The following is an 18,862-nucleotide window of genomic DNA, read 5'->3' as shown; positions in this document are numbered from 1 at the left end:
TCCGCGGTGGCGGATGACAAGGAGAGGAATGTGAGGCGACTGCCGGGCATACTGTTACTCACAGGCGCAACGCTGGTCGTGATTGTCGCCCTGCTGGTGAGCGGGTTGCGTCTGGCTCTGCCGCATCTTAATAACTGGCGTCCCGCGCTGCTTGCGAAAATCAGCGCCGCCACCGGCGCGCCGGTTGACGCCAGCTATCTTCAGGCCTCCTGGCAAAATTTTGGTCCGACCCTGGAAGTCCGCGATATTAAAGCGGGCCTGAAAGAGGACGGCGAACTCACGGTGAAGCGCGTCACCCTGGCGCTGGACGTGTGGCAGAGCCTGCTGCATGCGCGCTGGCAGTTTCGCGATCTGACGTTTTATCAGCTGAATATCCGCACCAATACCCCTTTTACCCAGAGTGAAAGCGGTGAGCCGATCCCGGCCAACAAAATCAGCGATCTGTTTCTGCGCCAGTTCGATCAGTTTGATCTGCGCGACAGCAATATCAGCTTTATCACCCTGTCCGGCCAACGCGCCGAACTGGCTATCCCCAAACTGACCTGGCTTAACGGCCGCGATCGCCACCGCGCGGAGGGCTTAATCAGCCTTTCCAGCCTGACCGGCCAGCACGGCACCATGCAGTTGCGTATGGATCTGCGCGATGATGACGGGCTGCTGAGCACCGGCACCATCTGGCTACAGGCTGATGATGTGGACGTGAAACCCTGGCTGGGCCGGTGGATGACCGATAACGTCTTGCTCTCCAGCGCGCAGTTCAGCCTTGCCGCCTGGATGAACATTCGCAAAGGCGTTATTGCCGACGGCGACGTCTGGCTGAAGCGCGGCGGCGCATCCTGGCAAGGCGACAGCCAGCCACATCATTTGCAGGTGGATAATCTGACCGCGCATCTGCGCAAAGAGGGCGCGGGCTGGCAGCTGGATATTCCGCGCACCAATATTTCCATTGACGATACGCCCTGGCCCGCCGGCGCGTTAACCCTGGCGTGGCTGCCGGCCCAGGACGTTGGCGGCGTGGACCGCCAATCCAGCGACGAGCTGCGCATCCGGGCAAATAATCTTGAACTCCAGGGACTGAATGGCCTGATCCCGATAACGACCAAACTCTCTCCTTCTTTTGGCGACGTGTGGAAGACGTTGCGTCCCAAAGGGCATATCAATACCCTGGCGCTGGATATCCCGTTGCAGGCGACCGAGAAAACGCGTTTTCAGGGCAAGTGGGATAACCTCTCCTGGAACCAGTGGAAACTGATGCCTGGCGCGGAGAATTTCTCCGGTACCCTTTCCGGCAGCGTGGAAAATGGCCGCGTCACCGCCAGCATGAAACAGGCGAAGATGCCCTATGAAGGAGTGTTCCGCGCGCCGCTGGAGATTGCCGATGGCAAAGCAACGCTGGAATGGCACAAAGACGCTGAAGGGCTGACGCTGGACGGCAAAGATATTGATGTCAAAGCGACGGCGGTTCATGCGCGGGGCGACTTCCGCTACCAGCAACCGGTCGGCGACGAGCCATGGCTGGCGATCCTCGCGGGCATAAGCACTGACGACGCATCTCAGGCGTGGCGCTACTTCCCGGAAAACCTGATGGGCAAACATCTGGTGGATTACCTGAGCGGCGCGATTCAGGGCGGACAGGCTGACAACGCCACGCTGGTGTACGGCGGTAATCCCAGGCTGTTCCCGTACTATAAAAACGAAGGCCAGTTTGAAGTGCTGGTGCCGGTACGTAACGCCACCTACGCGTTCCAGCCCGACTGGCCGGCGTTAAAAGGCATTGATGTCGAACTCGACTTTATCAATGACGGTCTGTGGATGAAGTCTCCTGAGGCCATGCTGGGTGGCGTGAAAGGGCGCAACATTACCGTCAATATCCCCGATTACGCCAAAGAAAAGCTGCTGATCGACGCGGACATTTCCGGGCCTGGCAAGGCGGTAGGGCCCTATTTTAACCAGACCCCGTTGGATGATTCACTGGGCGCCGCGCTGGATGAGCTCCAGCTTGATGGCGATGTGAATGCTCGCTTACATCTTGATATCCCCTTTACTGGCGAGCAGGTAACGGCGAAAGGCGATGTGGTGCTGGACAACAACACGCTGTTTATCAAACCTCTCGACAGCACGGTCCACAACCTGAGCGGAAAATTCAGTTTCGTGAACGGCGATCTGCAAAGTGAACCGATGCGCGCCACCTGGTTTAATCAGCCGCTGAATCTGGATTTCAACACCAAACAGGGCGATAAGGCCTATCAGGTCGGTATCAATCTGGATGCCAACTGGCAGCCGACGCGTACCGGGCTGTTACCGAAACCGATCAACGACGCGCTGGCGGGCCGCCTGCCCTGGCAGGGCAAAGTCGGCATTACGCTACCGTATAAAGGCAGCGCGCAGTATGACGTGGCGGTGAAAAGCGATTTAAAGGAAGTGAGCAGTCGCTTACCTTCTCCTGTTAATAAAAACGCCGGCGAGCCGTTACCGCTGGCGGTTAACGTCAAAGGCGATTTGCGTGGGTTCACCCTCACGGGCAATGCAGGCGAGGGGCATCGATTTAACAGCCGCTGGCTACTGGGCAATAAACTTGCCCTCGATCGCGGCATTTGGGTGTCGGACAGCAAAACCCTTCCGCCATTGCCGGACCAGGCCGGTGTTGAACTCAACCTCCCGGCGCTGGATGGCGCAGAGTGGCTGGGGCTGTTTCAGAAAGGGGCGGCGGATGACGTTAGCAACGCCACGCAATTCCCGGATAATGTCACGTTACGCACCCCGGCGCTGACGCTGGGCGGGCAGCAGTGGAATAACGTCAGCATCATTTCCCGCAGCGGGTTCCGGGGTAATGACGTTTCGATACAGGGCCGGGAAATCAACGGCTCGCTGGCGATGAACAAAACCGGTCCGTGGCTGGCCGACATTAAATATCTCTATTTCAATCCGGTCTGGAGCGCGGTCACCGACGCCAAAGCGCCCGCCAGCCCGATCCCTGACCAGCGTATCAATTTCAGCGGCTGGCCTGATGTGCAGTTGCGCTGCGCGGAGTGCTGGCTATGGGGCCAGAAATATGGCCGCATCGACGGCGACGTCGCGATTGCAGGCGACACGCTGACATTAACGAATGGCCTGGTCGACACGGGTTTCGCGAAACTCACCGCCCAGGGCGAATGGGTAAACCGCGCCAGCGAGCCGCGCACCTCGTTAAAAGGCACCCTGAAAGGCAAAAAGATCGACGCCGCGACCAATTTCTTTGGCGTCTCCACGCCGATTCAGGGCTCTTCTTTCGATCTGGATTACGATCTCCACTGGCGGGATATGCCCTGGAAACCGGATGAAGCGTCGCTCAACGGCATCCTGCATACTCGTCTGGGCAGAGGGCAAATCGAGGAGCTGGGCACCGGCCACGCCGGGCAACTGCTGCGCCTGATGAGTTTCGACGCCCTGCTGCGTAAGCTGCGTTTTGATTTTAGCGATACATTTGGCGATGGCTTCTATTTCGATTCCATTCGCGGTACCGCCTGGATTAAAGATGGCGTATTACATACCGACGATACGCTGGTGGACGGCCTGGAAGCGGACATCGCGATGAAAGGTTCGGTTGACCTGGCGCGCCGTCGGCTGGACATGGAGGCGATCGTCGCCCCGGAAATTTCCGCCACCGTGGGCGTAGCCACTGCTTTTGTGGTCAATCCGATTGTTGGCGCGGCGGTGTTTGCGGCCAGCAAAGTGCTTGGCCCGTTGTGGAGTAAAATCTCCGTCCTGCGTTACCGAATCTCCGGCCCGATTGATAAGCCGCAGATTAATGAAGTGCTGCGTGAGCCGCGCGCTGAGAAAGCGCAATGATTTGACGGCATCAATGAATTGCCGCAAGCTCGATATTATGAATCCCCAGAAGAGTAGCGTACCGATGAGTCTGAACCTGGTAACTGAGCAGTTATTGTCTGCGAATGGCCTGAACCATCAAGATCTGTTTTCCATCCTCGGTCAACTGGCCGAACGCCGGGTGGATTACGGGGATCTGTATTTCCAGTCGAGCTATCACGAATCCTGGGTGCTGGAAGACCGCATCATCAAAGATGGTTCTTACAATATTGACCAGGGCGTAGGCGTGCGCGCCGTGAGCGGCGAAAAAACCGGTTTTGCCTACGCGGACCAGGTCAGCCTGCTGGCGCTGGAGCAAAGCGCCCATGCGGCGCGCAGCATCGTGCGCGAGCAGGGCGATGGCCGGGTGCGAACCCTGGGCGCGGTAGAGCATAAAGCGCTGTACACCTCGCTGGATCCGCTGCAAAGCATGACCCGCGAAGAGAAGCTCGACATCCTCAAACGCGTCGATGGCGTAGCCCGTGCGGCAGATGCCCGCGTGCAGGAAGTGAACGCCAGCCTGACCGGCGTCTATGAACTGATTTTAGTGGCCGCTACCGACGGCACCCTGGCGGCGGATGTGCGCCCGCTGGTGCGTCTGTCGGTCAGCGTACAGGTTGAAGAGGACGGCAAGCGCGAGCGCGGTTCCGCCGGCGGCGGTGGCCGTTTCGGCTACGAGTGGTTCCTTGAGGCGTCTGACGGCGAAGTGCGCGCCGATGCCTGGGCAAAAGAAGCGGTGCGCATGGCGCTGGTGAATCTTTCTGCGGTTGCCGCTCCGGCGGGCGCGCTGCCGGTGGTGTTAGGCGCAGGCTGGCCGGGCGTCCTGCTGCATGAAGCGGTGGGTCACGGTCTGGAAGGCGACTTTAACCGTCGCGGCACCTCGGTATTCAGCGGCCAGATGGGCCAACTGGTGGCGTCGGAACTCTGCACCGTGGTGGACGACGGCACCATGGCCTCGCGCCGTGGTTCGGTGGCGATTGACGACGAAGGCGTGCCGGGCCAGTACAACGTGCTGATCGAAAATGGCATTCTCAAAGGCTACATGCAGGATAAACTCAACGCGCGCCTGATGGGCGTTGCGCCGACCGGCAACGGTCGCCGGGAATCCTATGCGCATCTGCCGATGCCGCGTATGACCAACACTTATATGCTGGCGGGGAAATCCACACCGCAGGAAATTATTGAGTCAGTGGAATACGGGATTTATGCGCCAAACTTTGGCGGCGGCCAGGTGGATATCACCTCCGGCAAGTTCGTGTTCTCCACCTCTGAAGCGTACCTGATCGAGAAAGGTAAAGTGACCACGCCGGTGAAAGGCGCGACCCTGATCGGCTCCGGTATCGAAGCCATGCAGCAGATTTCCATGGTCGGCAACGATTTGAAACTGGATAACGGTGTCGGCGTGTGCGGTAAAGAGGGCCAGAGCCTGCCGGTTGGCGTCGGCCAGCCAACCCTGAAACTCGACAGCCTGACCGTGGGCGGTACCGCGTAATTTCTTCTGCCACCCCTCTCATCACAGAGAGGGGTTGATTACCGCATCTCTTTACTCCCGAAACGTCTCTCCTGATACAGCGTCGCCACTCCGGCGAAATACTCCGTCAGATAGTTAATGCACACCTGCACCTTCAGCGGCAGTTTATCCCGTTCGGTATACAGCGCGTAAACCGGGCGCGGATCGGACTGGTAGCGCGGGAACAGGATCTCCAGTTCGCCCCGGTTGATCTCGTCGATCACCCACATCAGCGGCACATAAGCGATCCCGGCGCCTTCAATCAGCCAGCGCGACAGCGTCATCGGATCGTTGGTGACAAAACGCCCCTGCGGGATCAGCCGTGTGGAGATCCCCTCTGGCGCGATCAGCTCAAACTCATTGTCGGGGCGCACGCTATATTCAAGCCATGAATGATTGCCCAGATCCGAAGGCTTCTCCGGCGTGCCGTAGCGGGCGAGGTAAGATTTGGCGGCACACACCACCATCGGCATCGCGCCAAGCCGTTTGGAAAACAGGCTCGAGTCCTGAAGCGCACCGACGCGGATCACCACATCCAGACCGTCGGCAATCAGATCCGGCGCGGGGATGCCGGTTACCAGATTGACGGTCAGGCCCGGGTATTCGCGTAACATTTGCGCCGTCATTCCCGCCAGGACATTTTGTGCCATAGTTGAAGAACACCCAATGCGCAGGGTGCCAATCGGCGTGTTGTTGAAGGCGTAGAGCTGCTCATGCACCGATTGCACTTCATGGAGCATTTTACGGCAGCCCTGGTAATAGATTTTTCCCGCCTCGGTCAGCCCAATGCTGCGCGTACTGCGGTTTAACAGTTTGACCTGCAACTCATCCTCCAGCTTCGACACGGTCTGGCTGATAGACGAGACGCTCATATCCAACTGTTTAGCGGCGCGGGTAAAAGAGCCTTGTTCAACAACCCGCGCAAAAATCGACATTCGTTTCAGGCGTTCCATTATTCACTCTGAGTGAAAAGTGATTTAGATCACATATGATAGATGACATATTATAAATTACGTTAATATATTATTAACGGGGTAACTAAATCGTACTTATCCGTCGTTGTTCCTGACCGGGTAGTCATGGTTACTCATCACCTATTCGCCCGCTCGTTTATCAAGGTTCGTATGAGTTTATTTCCAGTTATCGTGGTTTTCGGTCTCTCTTTCCCGCCGATATTCTTCGAGCTGCTTTTGTCACTGGCGATTTTCTGGCTGGTGCGCCGTTTGCTGACTCCGACAGGGATCTATGACTTTGTCTGGCATCCGGCATTGTTTAATACCGCGCTGTATTGCTGTCTTTTTTATCTGATATCGCGCTTATTTGTCTGAGGTTGATGTGAAAGGATTAACAAGAAAAATATCCCGAACCGCCATCACGCTGGCACTGGTGATCTTCGCTTTTATCGCCATTTTTAAGGTGTGGGTTTACTACACCGAATCACCATGGACGCGCGACGCGCGTTTTAGCGCCGATGTGGTCGCCATCGCGCCTGACGTCGCCGGGATCATTATGCAGGTGAAGGTGCAGGATAACCAACTGGTCAAAAAAGATCAGGTGCTGTTTACCATTGATCAACCGCGCTATCAAAAAGCGCTCGAAGAAGCCGAGGCGGACGTTGCCTATTATGATGCGCTGGCGAGTGAAAAACGGCGTGAGGCCGGACGACGTAACCGGCTTGGCATTCAGGCGATGTCGCGCGAAGAAATCGAACAGTCCAACAATGAATTACAAACCGTTTTGCATCAATTAGCCAAAGCCCTGGCCACGCGCGATCTGGCGAAAATCGATTTAGATCGCACCGTCATCCGCGCACCCGCTGATGGCTGGATAACCAATCTGAATGTCTATGCGGGCGAATTTATTACCCGCGGCTCGACTGCCGTAGCGCTCGTTAAACAGCACTCATTCTATGTGCTGGCTTATATGGAAGAGACCAAGCTTGAGGGCGTGCGGCCAGGTTTTCGCGCGGAAATCACGCCGCTTGGCAGCCATCGCGTTCTGCACGGCACCGTTGACAGCGTGGCGGCAGGTGTCACCAATGCCAGCAGCAGCAACGACGGCAAAGGCATGGCGTCGATAGATTCCAATCTGGAATGGGTTCGCCTGGCCCAGCGTGTGCCGGTGAGAATTAAGCTTGATGAACAGACCGGCAATCTTTATCCGGCGGGCACGACCGCAACGGTGGTGATAACCGGCGAGAAAGATGTCAACAGACCAAATAATTCGTTTATCAGCCAGTTGATGCATCGCTTACGCGAATTTGGATAAGGCCATGGGTATTTTCTCGATTGCGCCGCAGCATATCCGCTTTGCGCTAAAGCTGGCGGCAGCGATTGTGTTGTCGCTGTTCGTCGGGTTTCACTTTCAACTGGAAACACCGCGCTGGGCGGCGCTGACCGCCGCGCTGGTCGCCGCAGGCCCGGCATTTGCCGCCGGCGGCGAACCCTGGTCGGGCGCGATCCGTTATCGTGGCATGTTGCGTATCGTGGGGACGTTCATTGGCTGCGCGGCGGCGCTGGTAATTATTATTTCACTGATACGCGCGCCCGTTGTGATGCTGCTCGTGTGTTGTATCTGGGCGGGTTTTTGCACCTGGATCTCGTCGCTGGTCAAAGTTGAAAACTCCTATGCCTGGGGGCTGGCAGGGTACACCACACTGATCATCATGGTGACGGTGCATACCGATCCGGTACTGACGCCGCAATTTGCGCTGGAAAGGTGTAGTGAAATCGTGGTCGGCATTTGCTGTGCCATCGCCGCGGATCTGCTGTTTTCACCCCGTTCGGTTAAATATGATATCGATCGAGAATTAGACAGTCTGCTGGTCGCCCATTATCAATTAATGCAGCTGTGTATCGCCCATGGCGACAGTACGGAAGTGGATAAAGCCTGGGGCGCGTTAGTGCGCCGCACCACGGCTCTGGAGGGAATGCGCAGCAACCTGCATATTGAATCCTCCCGCTGGGGCCGGGCCAACCGTCGGCTGAAAGCCATTAATACCTTATCGCTGACATTAATTACTCAGGCCTGCGAATCCTGGCTGATACAGAATTCGCGCCCGGATGCCATCCCCTCTGAATATCATGAATTTTTTAGTGAGCCGGTAGAAACCGCGGCGGACGTGCATAAACGTTTGAAATTTATGCGGCGGATGCTGGTCTGGAGCGGCGAGCGGGATACGCCCGTCACGATCTATAGCTGGATGGGCGCGGCGACTCGTTTTATGCTGCTTAAACGCGGCGTTGTCAGTAATACCAAAATCAGCGCTATCGAAGAAGAGATTCTGGAAAGCGAAGTGGTGGTGAATGCGACATCCGCAGAACGCCATCACGCCATGATTAATTTCTGGCGCACCACAGTATCGTGTTTGCTGGGAACGTTGTTTTGGCTCTGGACCGGCTGGACGTCTGGCACCGGCGCGATCATTATGATTGGCGTCGTCACTGCGCTTGCTATGCGCTTACCCAATCCGCGTATGGTCGCGATAGATTTTCTGCTCGGGGCGCTGGCCGCATTGCCGCTGGGCGCGCTTTATTTCCTGGTTATTCTGCCGTCGACCCAGCAAAGTATGTTACTGCTGTGCATTAGCCTGGCATTACTGGGTTTCTTCGTCGGCATTGAAGTGCAAAAACGGCGGCTGGGTTCCATGGGCGCGCTGGCCAGCACCATCAATATCATCGTGCTGGATAATCCGATGAAATTTGAATTTAACCAGTTTCTGGATAGCGCCCTGGGCCAGATTGTCGGCTGTATTCTGGCGATGGCGGTCATCTTATTGATCCGCGATAACTCCCAGGTGCAAACCGGGCGGACCTTGCTTAACCGGTTTATGCTGGCGGCGGTGTCATCCATGACCACTAACAAAGCGCGGCGCAAAGAGAACCATCTCCCGGCGCTGTATCAGCAACTGTTTTTGCTGCTCAGCAAATTCCCTGGCGATGTTGCCAAGTTTCGTATGGCGCTGAACCTTATCATCGCCCACCAGCGACTGCGCGATGCGCCGATCCCGGTGAATGACGATCTGTCGGCGTTTCACCGCCAGCTACGCCGCACCGCTGACCGGGTGGTATCGGCCTCCAGCGACGATAAGCGCTACCAGACGTTCCTGCAACTGCTGGATGAACTCGATATCTACCAGCAAAAATTGCAGGTCTGGGAAGCGCCGTTGTCGGTCACCGAGTCGGTGAAGCGCTTGACCGCGATGCTGCGTAAATATCAGCATGCCCTGACTGATAATTGATGGCTGCCGCACGGCCTGAAAAACCGACGCCCGGGCGTCGGTTTTTTTGTAGCTATACTTAGCCGAGGTTGCAAAAAAGCACCATCCATCAGGAGGAAACGATGACAACACAAGCACTCCAGGACAGTGAACTCTTTAAGACGGGCTATCTGGTTAATGGCGAATGGCATCAGGCCGACGAGACCTTTGACGTGCTGAATCCGGCGACGGGTGAAGTCATTGCCAAAGTGGCAAAAGCGGGTAAGAAAGAGACTCAGGCCGCTATCGCGGCAGCCAGCAAGGCGTTCCCGGCCTGGCGGGAAAAGACGGCGAAAGAGCGCTCCACCTTACTGTACCGCTGGTTTGAACTGATTAATGAAAACAAAAGCTGGCTGGCGCGGTTAATGACCCTCGAACAGGGTAAGCCGCTGAAAGAGGCGGAAGGCGAAGTGGACTATGCGGCCAGTTTTATCCAGTGGTTCGCCGAAGAAGCGAAACGTGCTAACGGCGAGATTATCCCGCCAGCCAAGCCCGGCTCGCGCATCCTGGCGACCCGCGAACCGGTGGGCGTCGTGGCGGCCATCACGCCGTGGAACTTTCCGATGGCGATGCTGACCCGCAAGCTCGGTCCGGCGCTGGCAGCAGGCTGTACCGGCGTGATTAAACCCGCCAATAACACCCCGCTGTGCGCGTTCGCGCTGCTGGCGCTGGCGAAAAAGGCGGGTATACCGGATGGCGTGCTTAATGCCGTCGCCGGTAAGACGCCAGAAATCAGCGACGCGATTATGGAAAGCCACGAGGTGCGCAAAATTTCGTTCACCGGTTCCACGGCGGTGGGCAAAACTCTGGTGCGCAACGCGGCGGAAACCATGAAAAAGGTCTCTATGGAGCTGGGCGGCAACGCGCCGTATATCGTATTTGACGACGCGGATATCGATGCGGCAGTGAAAGGCGCGATCGCCAATAAATTCCGTAATGCCGGACAGGTGTGCGTCAGCGTCAACCGCTTCTTTATTCAGGACGGGGTTTATGACCGTTTCGTGAATCAACTGGCCGAGGCGGTGAATAAGCTGAAAGTCGGCAATGGCCTGGAAGAGGGCGTGATTGTCGGACCGCTGATTGAGAAAGCGGGCGTGGATAAAGTGCGCGAGCACGTGGAAGATGCCATCGCCAAAGGCGCGAAAGTGCTGGCGGGCGGTAAAGCCCACGAGCTCGGCGGCAATTTCTGGCAGCCGACGGTGCTGATTGACGCCACGGACGACATGAAACTCGCCCAGGAAGAGACCTTTGGGCCGCTGGCCGCCTGTTTCCGCTTCAGCAGCGAAGAAGAGGTCATTGCGCGCGCCAACAATACGCCATACGGGCTGGCCGCCTATTTTTACACCCAGAATCTCCAGCGGGCCTTCCGCGTCTCTTCGCAGCTGGAAAGCGGGATGATCGGCGTCAACGACTGTGCGGTCTCTACCGAGCTGGGGCCGTTCGGCGGGGTAAAAGAGTCGGGGCTGGGGCGTGAAGGATCGGTGCTGGGGCTGGAAGAGTATCTGGAAGTGAAAACCCTGCATATCGGCGGACTGTAACCGGTGAACACACTGATGGGTGAAGAACAATGCAAATCTATACTTTTGACTTTGATGAAATCACCGATCAGGCGGATTTTTATCGCGACTTTACCCGAATGTTTGGGCTGACAAAGCAGCAGGTGAATAATCTCGATGGGTTGTGGGAGGTGGTGACGGAGGGGTATTTGCCGTTGCCGCTGGAGATCGAGTTCGTTCACTTATCGGAAGAGAACCGGCGGCGGTTTGGGGCGCTGATTTTGCTGTTTGATGAAGCGGAAGAGGAGTTGGAAGGCCAACTCCGCTTCAATATTCGCCATTCTTCATGACCGAAAAAAGCCCCAGGCGAACTGGGGCAAGTCGTCGGACACGACGACGAGGTCTTACTTATACAGTTCTGCCGTGGCGTGCCAGGTATCACCGGTACGCGCTTCGATGACGCGGTAAGCCGACGCGCCTTGCTTATCGGCTTTTTCAGCCAGCGCTTCACGCATATCCATCGGCGAGCTGCCGTGCTGGGTTACGGAGATGGTGCCCAGAGATTGCAGGTTTTGAGCATCCTGCGCGTTGACTTGATGTACAGCGGCGTTAGCGCCAAAAGTCATCAGGGAAGCCAGAGTAACTGCTGCAAGGGTAAATGTAGTTTTCATCATCTTTTCCTCAATTTAACGCCTGTGGTCGGCAGGTGAACGCACTGTACGGACCACAGGTTATTTCATTTATGCAGGTGAACAGGGTTTGCGCTTATTTGTACAGCTCGGCAGTGGCGTGCCATTCGTCGCCGGTGTGCGCTTCAATCACGCGGTAGGCGGATGCGCCTTTTTCCTGTGCTTTCTGATCGATCATTTCACGCATGTCCATCGGTGAGCTGGTCACGGAAGAAACCGTTACGGTGCCCAGTGACTGACGACCCTGCGCTTGCTGCGCGTCGATAGACGTTGCGGCAAAAGCGCCAAAGGAGAGCATGGAGAGCAGGCTTAATGTGGCTACGGTTGATTTGATTTTCATGATCGTTACCTCGTCGTATTTTTTATCTTTATCTTTGGGGTCTCATTTCGTGACCCTCATCACAAAATCAAGTATACACTAATAACTCTAAAAATTAATACCACGCTAATTATTTACAATGAAACTTTGTTTCCAGAAACGGATTTTTTATACTCTGAGGTTATAAAAAATTAACTTTTAGTGCGTTTAAGAAATGCAAAATCAATAAAATCATATGGATAGATGATTTTGATGATTTGTGCTTTTTTGACGGGATGTAATCACAATGTAAATTTAGAGGGGAAAGGGGGAGCACTGTCGGGTAATGAGAAGAGAAATATTCATTTTTACCGCCGCAGGCGCGGCGGTAAAAGGAAAGGCTTAAAGCTCTTGTTCGAACAGCACCAGAATCGCTTCGTAGAGTTCTTTAACCGAAAAATCCTTCGCAGGAGTAGTAAAGATGGTGTCATCCCCGGCGATAGTGCCCAGAATACCTTCCGCTTTACCTAACGAGTCGAGCAGACGCGCAATCAGCTGCGCAGCGCCCGGGCTGGTATGAATAACGACCACTGCATTGTTGTAATCGATATCCAGCACCAGGTTTTTAAGCGGGCTGGAGGTCGTCGGGACGCCCAGTTCTGCTGGCAGGCAGTACACCATCTCCATTTTGGCATTGCGGGTACGTACTGCGCCAAATTTGGTCAGCATGCGGGAAACTTTGGACTGGTTAATGTTCTCGTAACCTTCATCCTGCAACGCCTGGACAATCTCCCCCTGAGAACTGAATTTCTCTTCCTTTAATAACGCTTTGAAAGCTTTAACTAATTCTTCTTGTTTTGCCGAGCCGCGCATAGGTCACCTACAATCTGGCGAAAGAAACAACATTATTATGCATTTATCTGAATTTTTATGCAAATGCCAGGCCAAAAAAGTGGCTGAAATAATGTTATGAAAGCGGCGGATTTTATCAAATTTTGTTATTGGAGAACATGCCTGTGTCACGACTCGAAAATAAGCCATTAAGTAAATCAAATGTTATGAAATTGATGTTGTTTTGATGATTGAAGAGGGTGTAATGTAACCGCCTGTTGATATGTTGCTTCGGTAGCGATCCGGCTATTTTCCTGACGTGCGTGAAGGCTGTGCCAATTAGAGCCGGTATGACTTCTCAATCTTAAGGTGAAAAGATTGTAATGACTTCCGCCCTGGATCATCATGGTCGCCATCCAAGGAGTAACGGCACTTTAATTGCAAATCATAATAAGGAGTTTAGGATGAAAGTTGCAGTCCTCGGCGCGGCCGGTGGTATTGGCCAGGCGCTTGCCCTTCTACTCAAGACCCAACTGCCTTCAGGTTCAGAACTCTCCCTCTACGACATCGCACCGGTTACCCCGGGCGTCGCGGTTGATTTAAGCCACATCCCTACCGCTGTGAAGATCAAAGGCTTCTCCGGCGAAGACGCGACTCCGGCGCTGGAAGGCGCGGACGTGGTGCTGATTTCCGCAGGCGTGGCGCGTAAACCGGGTATGGATCGCTCTGACCTGTTTAACGTCAACGCAGGTATCGTTAAAAACCTGGTGCAGCAGATTGCCACCACCTGCCCGAAAGCGTGCATCGGCATCATCACCAACCCGGTTAACACCACCGTCGCCATCGCTGCGGAAGTGCTGAAAAAAGCCGGCGTTTACGATAAGAACAAACTGTTCGGCGTGACCACGCTGGATATCATCCGCTCCAACACCTTTGTAGCGGAACTGAAAGGCAAACAGCCAACCGACATCGACGTTCCGGTTATTGGCGGCCACTCTGGCGTGACCATTCTGCCGCTGCTGTCGCAGATCCCGGGCGTGAGCTTCTCCGAGCAGGAAGTGGCTGATCTGACCAAACGTATTCAGAACGCCGGTACCGAAGTGGTTGAAGCCAAAGCGGGTGGCGGATCGGCAACATTGTCGATGGGCCAGGCGGCGGCACGTTTCGGTCTGTCGCTGGTTCGCGCTCTGCAGGGTGAAAAAGGCGTGGTGGAATGCGCTTATGTTGAAGGCGACGGCGAGCACGCGCGCTTCTTCTCTCAGCCGCTGCTGCTGGGCAAAAACGGTATCGAAGAGCGCCAGAGCATCGGCACCCTGAGCGCGTTTGAACAGCAAGCGCTGGAAGGTATGCTGGATACCCTGAAAAAAGACATCACCCTGGGCGAAGAGTTCGTTAACAAATAATCGTTGCGGGTGCAGAACGCAAAACCGGAACTTTCGTTCCGGTTTTTTTTCGCCTGTCAGTTGGTTGCCGGATATTCCTGAACGGTGACCTGGAGCGTGAGTTTTTTATCATCACGCATTACCACGACCGGGATCACCGAGCCTGGGCGAATTTCTGCCACCTGGTCCATGGTTTCCAGCGCCGAAATGGCGGGTTTGTTGTTGACCGAGACGATCACGTCGTTGACCTGGATACCGGCATGGGCCGCCGGGCCATCCGGCGTCACTTCGTTGACGATAATTCCCTGGATCTGATCGATGCCAGCCGCCGGGGCGTGCATCGGCGCGATTTCCCGCCCGCCAATGCCGATATAGCCGCGGATCACCCGGCCATCGCGGATCAGCTTATCCATAATTTTGGTCGCCAGTTGGGTAGGAATAGCGAAGCCGATCCCTTCTGGCGTTTCGCCGTCGTTGCTTTTATCAAACGACAGGGTATTGATGCCCATTAACTCGCCCAGCGAGTTCACCAGCGCGCCGCCGGAGTTGCCGTGGTTAATCGAGGCATCGGTTTGCAGGAAGCTTTGCCGGCCGGATGGGTTCAGGCCGATACGCCCGGTGGCGCTGATAATCCCCTGGGTAATGGTCTGCCCGAGGTTATAGGGGTTGCCGATCGCCATCACCACATCGCCGATATGCGGAGTGCGTTTACCATTAATGGGAATAATCGGCAGCGTGGTGGCGTTGATTTTTAATACCGCCAGGTCGGTCAGGCTGTCGGAGCCGACCAGCAGCGCTTCAAATACCCGTCCATCCTGTAACGCGACGATGATCTGGTCGGCATCGTTAATCACGTGTTTATTGGTGAGGATATAGCCGCGCTGATCCATGATCACGCCAGAACCCAGGGTGCGGATTTCAAGCTGATTACGCCCACCGTTGCTGACGCCACGGTTATAGACGTTCACCACCGCAGGCGCGGCGCGGCGCACCGCCGAATTATAGCTCAGCGGCGTGTCATCTGCGCTGTTATACGCAGGCGTCGATTCGGCGTCGTTTTTGCGTAATGACGGCATCAGCGCCAGCAAAAGCGCAGCGACAATGAGTCCAAGAAAGACGGGCCGTAAAAGCTTCAGAAACATGGGTAAAGGTTAGTTAACAGGAAGACTGGGGCAGCATACCATGAGATCAGCGGACATCACACGCGCCGGTGTGATGTCCGTGAGCAAACCCTTAACGTAACAGCAGATAGATGCTGTCGTTGCCACGCACGATATGCAGCGCGATAACCGACGGTTTGGATTCCATCAGTTTACGCATCTCGGCAATGGTGCTGACGCGATCGCTGTTGACGCCAATAATCACATCATCTTTATGCAATCCGGCCTGCGCCGCCGCGCTGCCTTTCTCGACATTTTCGATGGTGACGCCTTTAGTGCCGTCTTTCAGTTGACCGTCGCTCAGCGTCGCGCCCTGTAGCGCCGGGATAATCATATCCGCGCTGGCGGATGACGAAGTGCTTTTATCCAGCGTCACTTCCACATCAAGCGGCTTGCCTTCGCGCAGCAATCCGAGTTTAACTTTGGTGCCCGGCGCGGTGGTGGCGATGCGCGAGCGCAGCTCAGCAAAGCTGTTCAGGGTTTTACCGTTGAGGCTGACGATCACGTCGCCGGATTTAATCCCGGCCTTCGCCGAGCCAGAGTTCGGCAACACTTCGCTGACGAAGGCGCCGCGCTGGACATTGAGATTAAAGGCTTTTGCCAGATCCGCGCTCATCTCGGTGCCTTTAATGCCTAACAGGCCGCGTTTGATTTCGCCGGACTGAATCAACTGGGTCGCCAGGGTTTGCGCCATATTGCTTGGAATGGCGAAGCCGATGCCGACGCTGCCGCCGCCCGGCGCGAGGATCGCGGTGTTAATGCCGATTAGCTCGCCGTTAAGATTCAGCAGCGCGCCGCCGGAATTGCCGCGGTTAATCGAGGCATCGGTCTGAATGAAGTTTTCCAGACCTTCCAGATTGAGCCCGCTACGGCCCAGCGCGGAAATAATGCCCGAAGTGGCGGTTTGCCCCAGGCCAAACGGGTTGCCGACCGCCACGGCGAAATCGCCGACGCGCAGGGCATCGGAATCCGCGACTTTAATCTGCGTCAGGTTGGTGGCGTTCTGAAGTTGCAGCAGCGCGATATCGCTCTGGTCGTCGCCGCCGATCAGTTTGGCGTCGAATTCGCGGCCATCATTAAGCTGAACGCTAATTTTTTGCGCCTGATTAATGACGTGATTGTTGGTCAGCACATAGCCTTTGGCCGCGTCGATGATGACGCCGGAGCCCAGGCCTTCAAACGGCTGCGCAGGCTGATCGGGCAGATCCTCGCCGAAGAATTTCTTCAACTCTTCCGGGACTTTCTGGCTTTGGGTGGCGGTGCCTTCAACCTGCACGCTGACCACCGCCGGCAGCACTTTTTCCAGCATCGGCGCAAGACTTGGGATCGCCGCCTGGCCCGGCACCTGGGACGGAATAGCCGCCGCTACCTGACTCGGTGTCGAGAGAGATAACCCGACACTTAACGCTAACGCACTCAACAACAGGGTTTGTTTTTTCATGAATGCTCGCTCTCGCAACCTGGAATAAGAAATGTCACCCAAAACGTGTCGATGTTATTGAATTCCCGAACGGGTAACAATGGAGACATTGTTTCGATAGATATCCTTTACTATACGTCAGGCACAAAAAAACAGGGCGCGAATATCGCGCCCTGTAGAAAAAATGCTGCGTAGCGATTAACCGCGTTTCGCGCCATTGCGCAGTAGGCCGGATGCGCCGTCGGAATAATCGCGCGGCATCTGCACCGGAGCCTGATCGTTACCGGCTTCGGACTCTGCCAGACGGTTGCGGAACGGGTTGGACTCCGCCGACATTTCCGGCAGCAGGCTGCTGGAGCTTTTCGCCATATGCTGATAAAGCTGGCGATAGTCGTGGGCCATATTATCCAGCAGTTCGGCGCTGCGGGCGAAATGGCTCACCAGTTCTTCACGGTACTCTTCCAGTTCCGCCTTGTTTTTTTCCAGCTCATACTGGAGGGCCTGTTGTTGACGTAATTTACGATTACCAAAGCGCATTGCGACGGCACCGATGATGATACCGACCACTAACCCAATTAGCGCGTATTCCCAGGTCATGAACATCTCCCGTTGTATTGTGTTTCCGTAGGGTAAGCATAGCGAGGCCTGCCTCACCTTCGCCCAATAATGCCACTATAACCGCTAACGGTGCAGAAGTGGAATCCTGGAGGCGCATCGCGTAGTGTAGTACGGCCTTTTTTTCGCCAGCCGTGATCGACGGCAAACCGATTTTCAAGGAATAACAACAACATCATGCAAAACCTTTCCCCCACATCGCGTTATCTTCAGGCACTTAAGGATAAATCCCATCAACCTGACGATGTCCAGCGCGAGGCGGTCAGCCGCCTCGACGCCATCTGGCAGGAGCTGACGGTGAAGCGCGCTGAACCGCCGCAGGAACAGGGGCTTAAAGCCGCGTTCAGCAAACTGCTGGGTAAACGGCCGAGCGCGCCGCCAGCGCCGGTACGCGGCTTATATATGTGGGGCGGCGTCGGGCGCGGCAAAACCTGGCTGATGGACATGTTTTACCAAAGCCTGCCGGGTGAGCGAAAGCAGCGTCTCCACTTCCACCGCTTTATGCTGCACGTGCATGAGGAACTGGGGCAGTTGCAGGGGCAAACCGACCCGCTGGAAATCATCGCCGATCGGTTTAAAGCCAAAACCGATGTGCTGTGTTTTGACGAGTTTTTTGTTTCCGACATCACCGATGCCATGTTGCTGGGCGGCTTAATGAAAGCGCTGTTCAGCAGGGGCATCACCCTGGTGGCGACCTCTAACATTCCGCCGGATGAGCTGTATCGCAACGGTTTGCAGCGCGCCCGCTTTTTACCGGCGATAGAGGCCATCAAACAGCATTGCGATGTGATGAACGTTGACGCGGGTATTGATTACCGCCTGCGCACCCTGACTCAGGCGCACCTGTGGCTGACGCCGCTTAACGACGAGACGCGCCAGCAGATGGATACCCTGTGGCGGGCACTGGCGGGCGGCACGCGGGCAAATGCCCCAACGCTGGAAATCAATCATCGTCCGTTAGCGACCCTGGGTGTCGAAAACCAAACCCTGGCGGTGAGTTTTGAGACGCTCTGCGTCGAGGCGCGCAGCCAGCACGATTACATCGAGCTGTCCCGCCAGTTCCATACCGTGATGCTGCATGATGTCGCGGTGATGACGCCGCTGATGGAAAGCGAAGCCCGGCGGTTTATCGCGCTGGTTGATGAATTTTACGAACGCCACGTTAAGCTGGTGGTTTCCGCCGCCGCGCCGATGTTTGAAATCTATCGCGGTGAGCGGCTGAAATTTGAGTTCCAGCGCTGCCTGTCGCGGCTTCAGGAAATGCAGAGCGAGGAGTACCTCAAACGCGAGCATATGCCGTAACCATGCCGGGCGCGCGGGGCGGAAATCCTGCTTTTGTTCACAAAAAGTGGTCGAT

Annotated in this window: 16 protein-coding genes; 9 read left to right on the top strand and 7 right to left on the bottom strand. The window is 55.8% G+C overall.

Annotated features, from left to right (window positions below):
- Window positions 1–30 precede the first annotated feature (30 nt).
- Window positions 31–3,828 carry an AsmA2 domain-containing protein YhdP gene (gene yhdP / locus FHW74_RS21180; RefSeq protein WP_183172287.1) on the top strand — a complete coding sequence of 1,266 codons (3,798 nt, stop codon included), beginning with the start codon at window positions 31–33 and terminating at the stop codon, window positions 3,826–3,828.
- 64 nt (window positions 3,829–3,892) lie between these two features.
- A complete protein-coding gene (tldD, locus tag FHW74_RS21175; RefSeq protein ID WP_183172286.1) occupies window positions 3,893–5,338 on the top strand; it encodes a metalloprotease TldD in 1,446 nt (481 codons plus the stop codon).
- A gap of 38 nt (window positions 5,339–5,376) precedes the next feature.
- On the opposite strand, the gene aaeR is transcribed toward tldD, so the two are convergent.
- Entirely contained in the window at window positions 5,377–6,309 is a 933-nt protein-coding gene (gene aaeR, locus FHW74_RS21170) for an HTH-type transcriptional activator AaeR (RefSeq protein WP_183172285.1), read from the bottom strand.
- A 171-nt stretch (window positions 6,310–6,480) separates the two neighbouring features.
- Between aaeR and aaeX the strand changes: the two genes are divergently transcribed.
- The 5 genes from aaeX (at window position 6,481) to FHW74_RS21145 (ending at window position 11,460) form a co-directional block, all read left to right on the top strand.
- Complete coding sequence (aaeX, locus tag FHW74_RS21165; protein WP_002437480.1) at window positions 6,481–6,684, top strand: p-hydroxybenzoic acid efflux pump operon protein AaeX; 204 nt, start codon at window positions 6,481–6,483, stop codon at window positions 6,682–6,684.
- 7 nt (window positions 6,685–6,691) lie between these two features.
- Window positions 6,692–7,624 carry a p-hydroxybenzoic acid efflux pump subunit AaeA gene (aaeA, locus tag FHW74_RS21160; protein WP_183172284.1) on the top strand — a complete coding sequence of 311 codons (933 nt, stop codon included), beginning with the start codon at window positions 6,692–6,694 and terminating at the stop codon, window positions 7,622–7,624.
- A 4-nt stretch (window positions 7,625–7,628) separates the two neighbouring features.
- Window positions 7,629–9,596 (top strand): p-hydroxybenzoic acid efflux pump subunit AaeB, encoded by a 1,968-nt coding sequence (gene aaeB, locus FHW74_RS21155; RefSeq protein WP_183172283.1) that lies wholly within the window; start codon window positions 7,629–7,631, stop codon window positions 9,594–9,596.
- Window positions 9,597–9,697: 101 nt separating this feature from the next.
- Entirely contained in the window at window positions 9,698–11,152 is a 1,455-nt protein-coding gene (locus tag FHW74_RS21150) for an NAD-dependent succinate-semialdehyde dehydrogenase (RefSeq protein WP_183172282.1), read from the top strand.
- Between the two features lie 29 nt (window positions 11,153–11,181).
- The gene (locus FHW74_RS21145) at window positions 11,182–11,460 is read left to right on the top strand and encodes a barstar family protein (RefSeq protein ID WP_183172281.1); all 279 of its coding nucleotides are present in this window, start codon (window positions 11,182–11,184) and stop codon (window positions 11,458–11,460) included.
- 54 nt (window positions 11,461–11,514) lie between these two features.
- Here FHW74_RS21145 and yhcN (FHW74_RS21140) read toward each other — a convergent pair whose 3' ends face one another.
- The 3 genes from yhcN (FHW74_RS21140) to argR all read right to left on the bottom strand — a co-directional run bounded on the left by yhcN (FHW74_RS21140) (window position 11,515) and on the right by argR (window position 12,970).
- Window positions 11,515–11,781, bottom strand: coding sequence for a peroxide/acid stress response protein YhcN (yhcN, locus tag FHW74_RS21140; protein ID WP_183172280.1), 267 nt, complete (start codon window positions 11,779–11,781; stop codon window positions 11,515–11,517).
- A gap of 94 nt (window positions 11,782–11,875) precedes the next feature.
- Complete coding sequence (gene yhcN / locus FHW74_RS21135; RefSeq protein ID WP_183172279.1) at window positions 11,876–12,139, bottom strand: peroxide/acid stress response protein YhcN; 264 nt, start codon at window positions 12,137–12,139, stop codon at window positions 11,876–11,878.
- A 360-nt stretch (window positions 12,140–12,499) separates the two neighbouring features.
- Window positions 12,500–12,970 (bottom strand): transcriptional regulator ArgR, encoded by a 471-nt coding sequence (gene argR / locus FHW74_RS21130; RefSeq protein WP_125293000.1) that lies wholly within the window; start codon window positions 12,968–12,970, stop codon window positions 12,500–12,502.
- Between the two features lie 422 nt (window positions 12,971–13,392).
- On the opposite strand from argR, the gene mdh reads away from it, so the two are divergent.
- Entirely contained in the window at window positions 13,393–14,331 is a 939-nt protein-coding gene (gene mdh / locus FHW74_RS21125; protein ID WP_183172278.1) for a malate dehydrogenase, read from the top strand.
- 56 nt (window positions 14,332–14,387) lie between these two features.
- Here the strand turns inward: mdh and degS are convergent, their stop codons facing one another.
- The 3 genes from degS to zapG form a co-directional block, all read right to left on the bottom strand.
- Window positions 14,388–15,452, bottom strand: coding sequence for an outer membrane-stress sensor serine endopeptidase DegS (gene degS / locus FHW74_RS21120; RefSeq protein ID WP_183172277.1), 1,065 nt, complete (start codon window positions 15,450–15,452; stop codon window positions 14,388–14,390).
- A 91-nt stretch (window positions 15,453–15,543) separates the two neighbouring features.
- Window positions 15,544–16,911: a serine endoprotease DegQ gene (gene degQ, locus FHW74_RS21115; RefSeq protein WP_183172276.1), complete on the bottom strand. Its 1,368-nt coding sequence runs from the start codon at window positions 16,909–16,911 to the stop codon at window positions 15,544–15,546.
- Between the two features lie 177 nt (window positions 16,912–17,088).
- The gene (gene zapG, locus FHW74_RS21110) at window positions 17,089–17,487 is read right to left on the bottom strand and encodes a Z-ring associated protein ZapG (protein ID WP_183172275.1); all 399 of its coding nucleotides are present in this window, start codon (window positions 17,485–17,487) and stop codon (window positions 17,089–17,091) included.
- 195 nt (window positions 17,488–17,682) lie between these two features.
- Here zapG and zapE point away from each other — a divergent pair, with 195 nt between their 5' ends.
- Window positions 17,683–18,807 (top strand): cell division protein ZapE, encoded by a 1,125-nt coding sequence (zapE, locus tag FHW74_RS21105; RefSeq protein WP_183172274.1) that lies wholly within the window; start codon window positions 17,683–17,685, stop codon window positions 18,805–18,807.
- The last annotated feature ends 55 nt before the right edge of the window (window positions 18,808–18,862 follow it).

Source organism: Atlantibacter sp. RC6, assembly GCF_014193285.1.
GTDB lineage: Bacteria > Pseudomonadota > Gammaproteobacteria > Enterobacterales > Enterobacteriaceae > Atlantibacter.
This window is presented reverse-complemented; position numbering and strand designations above follow the sequence as displayed.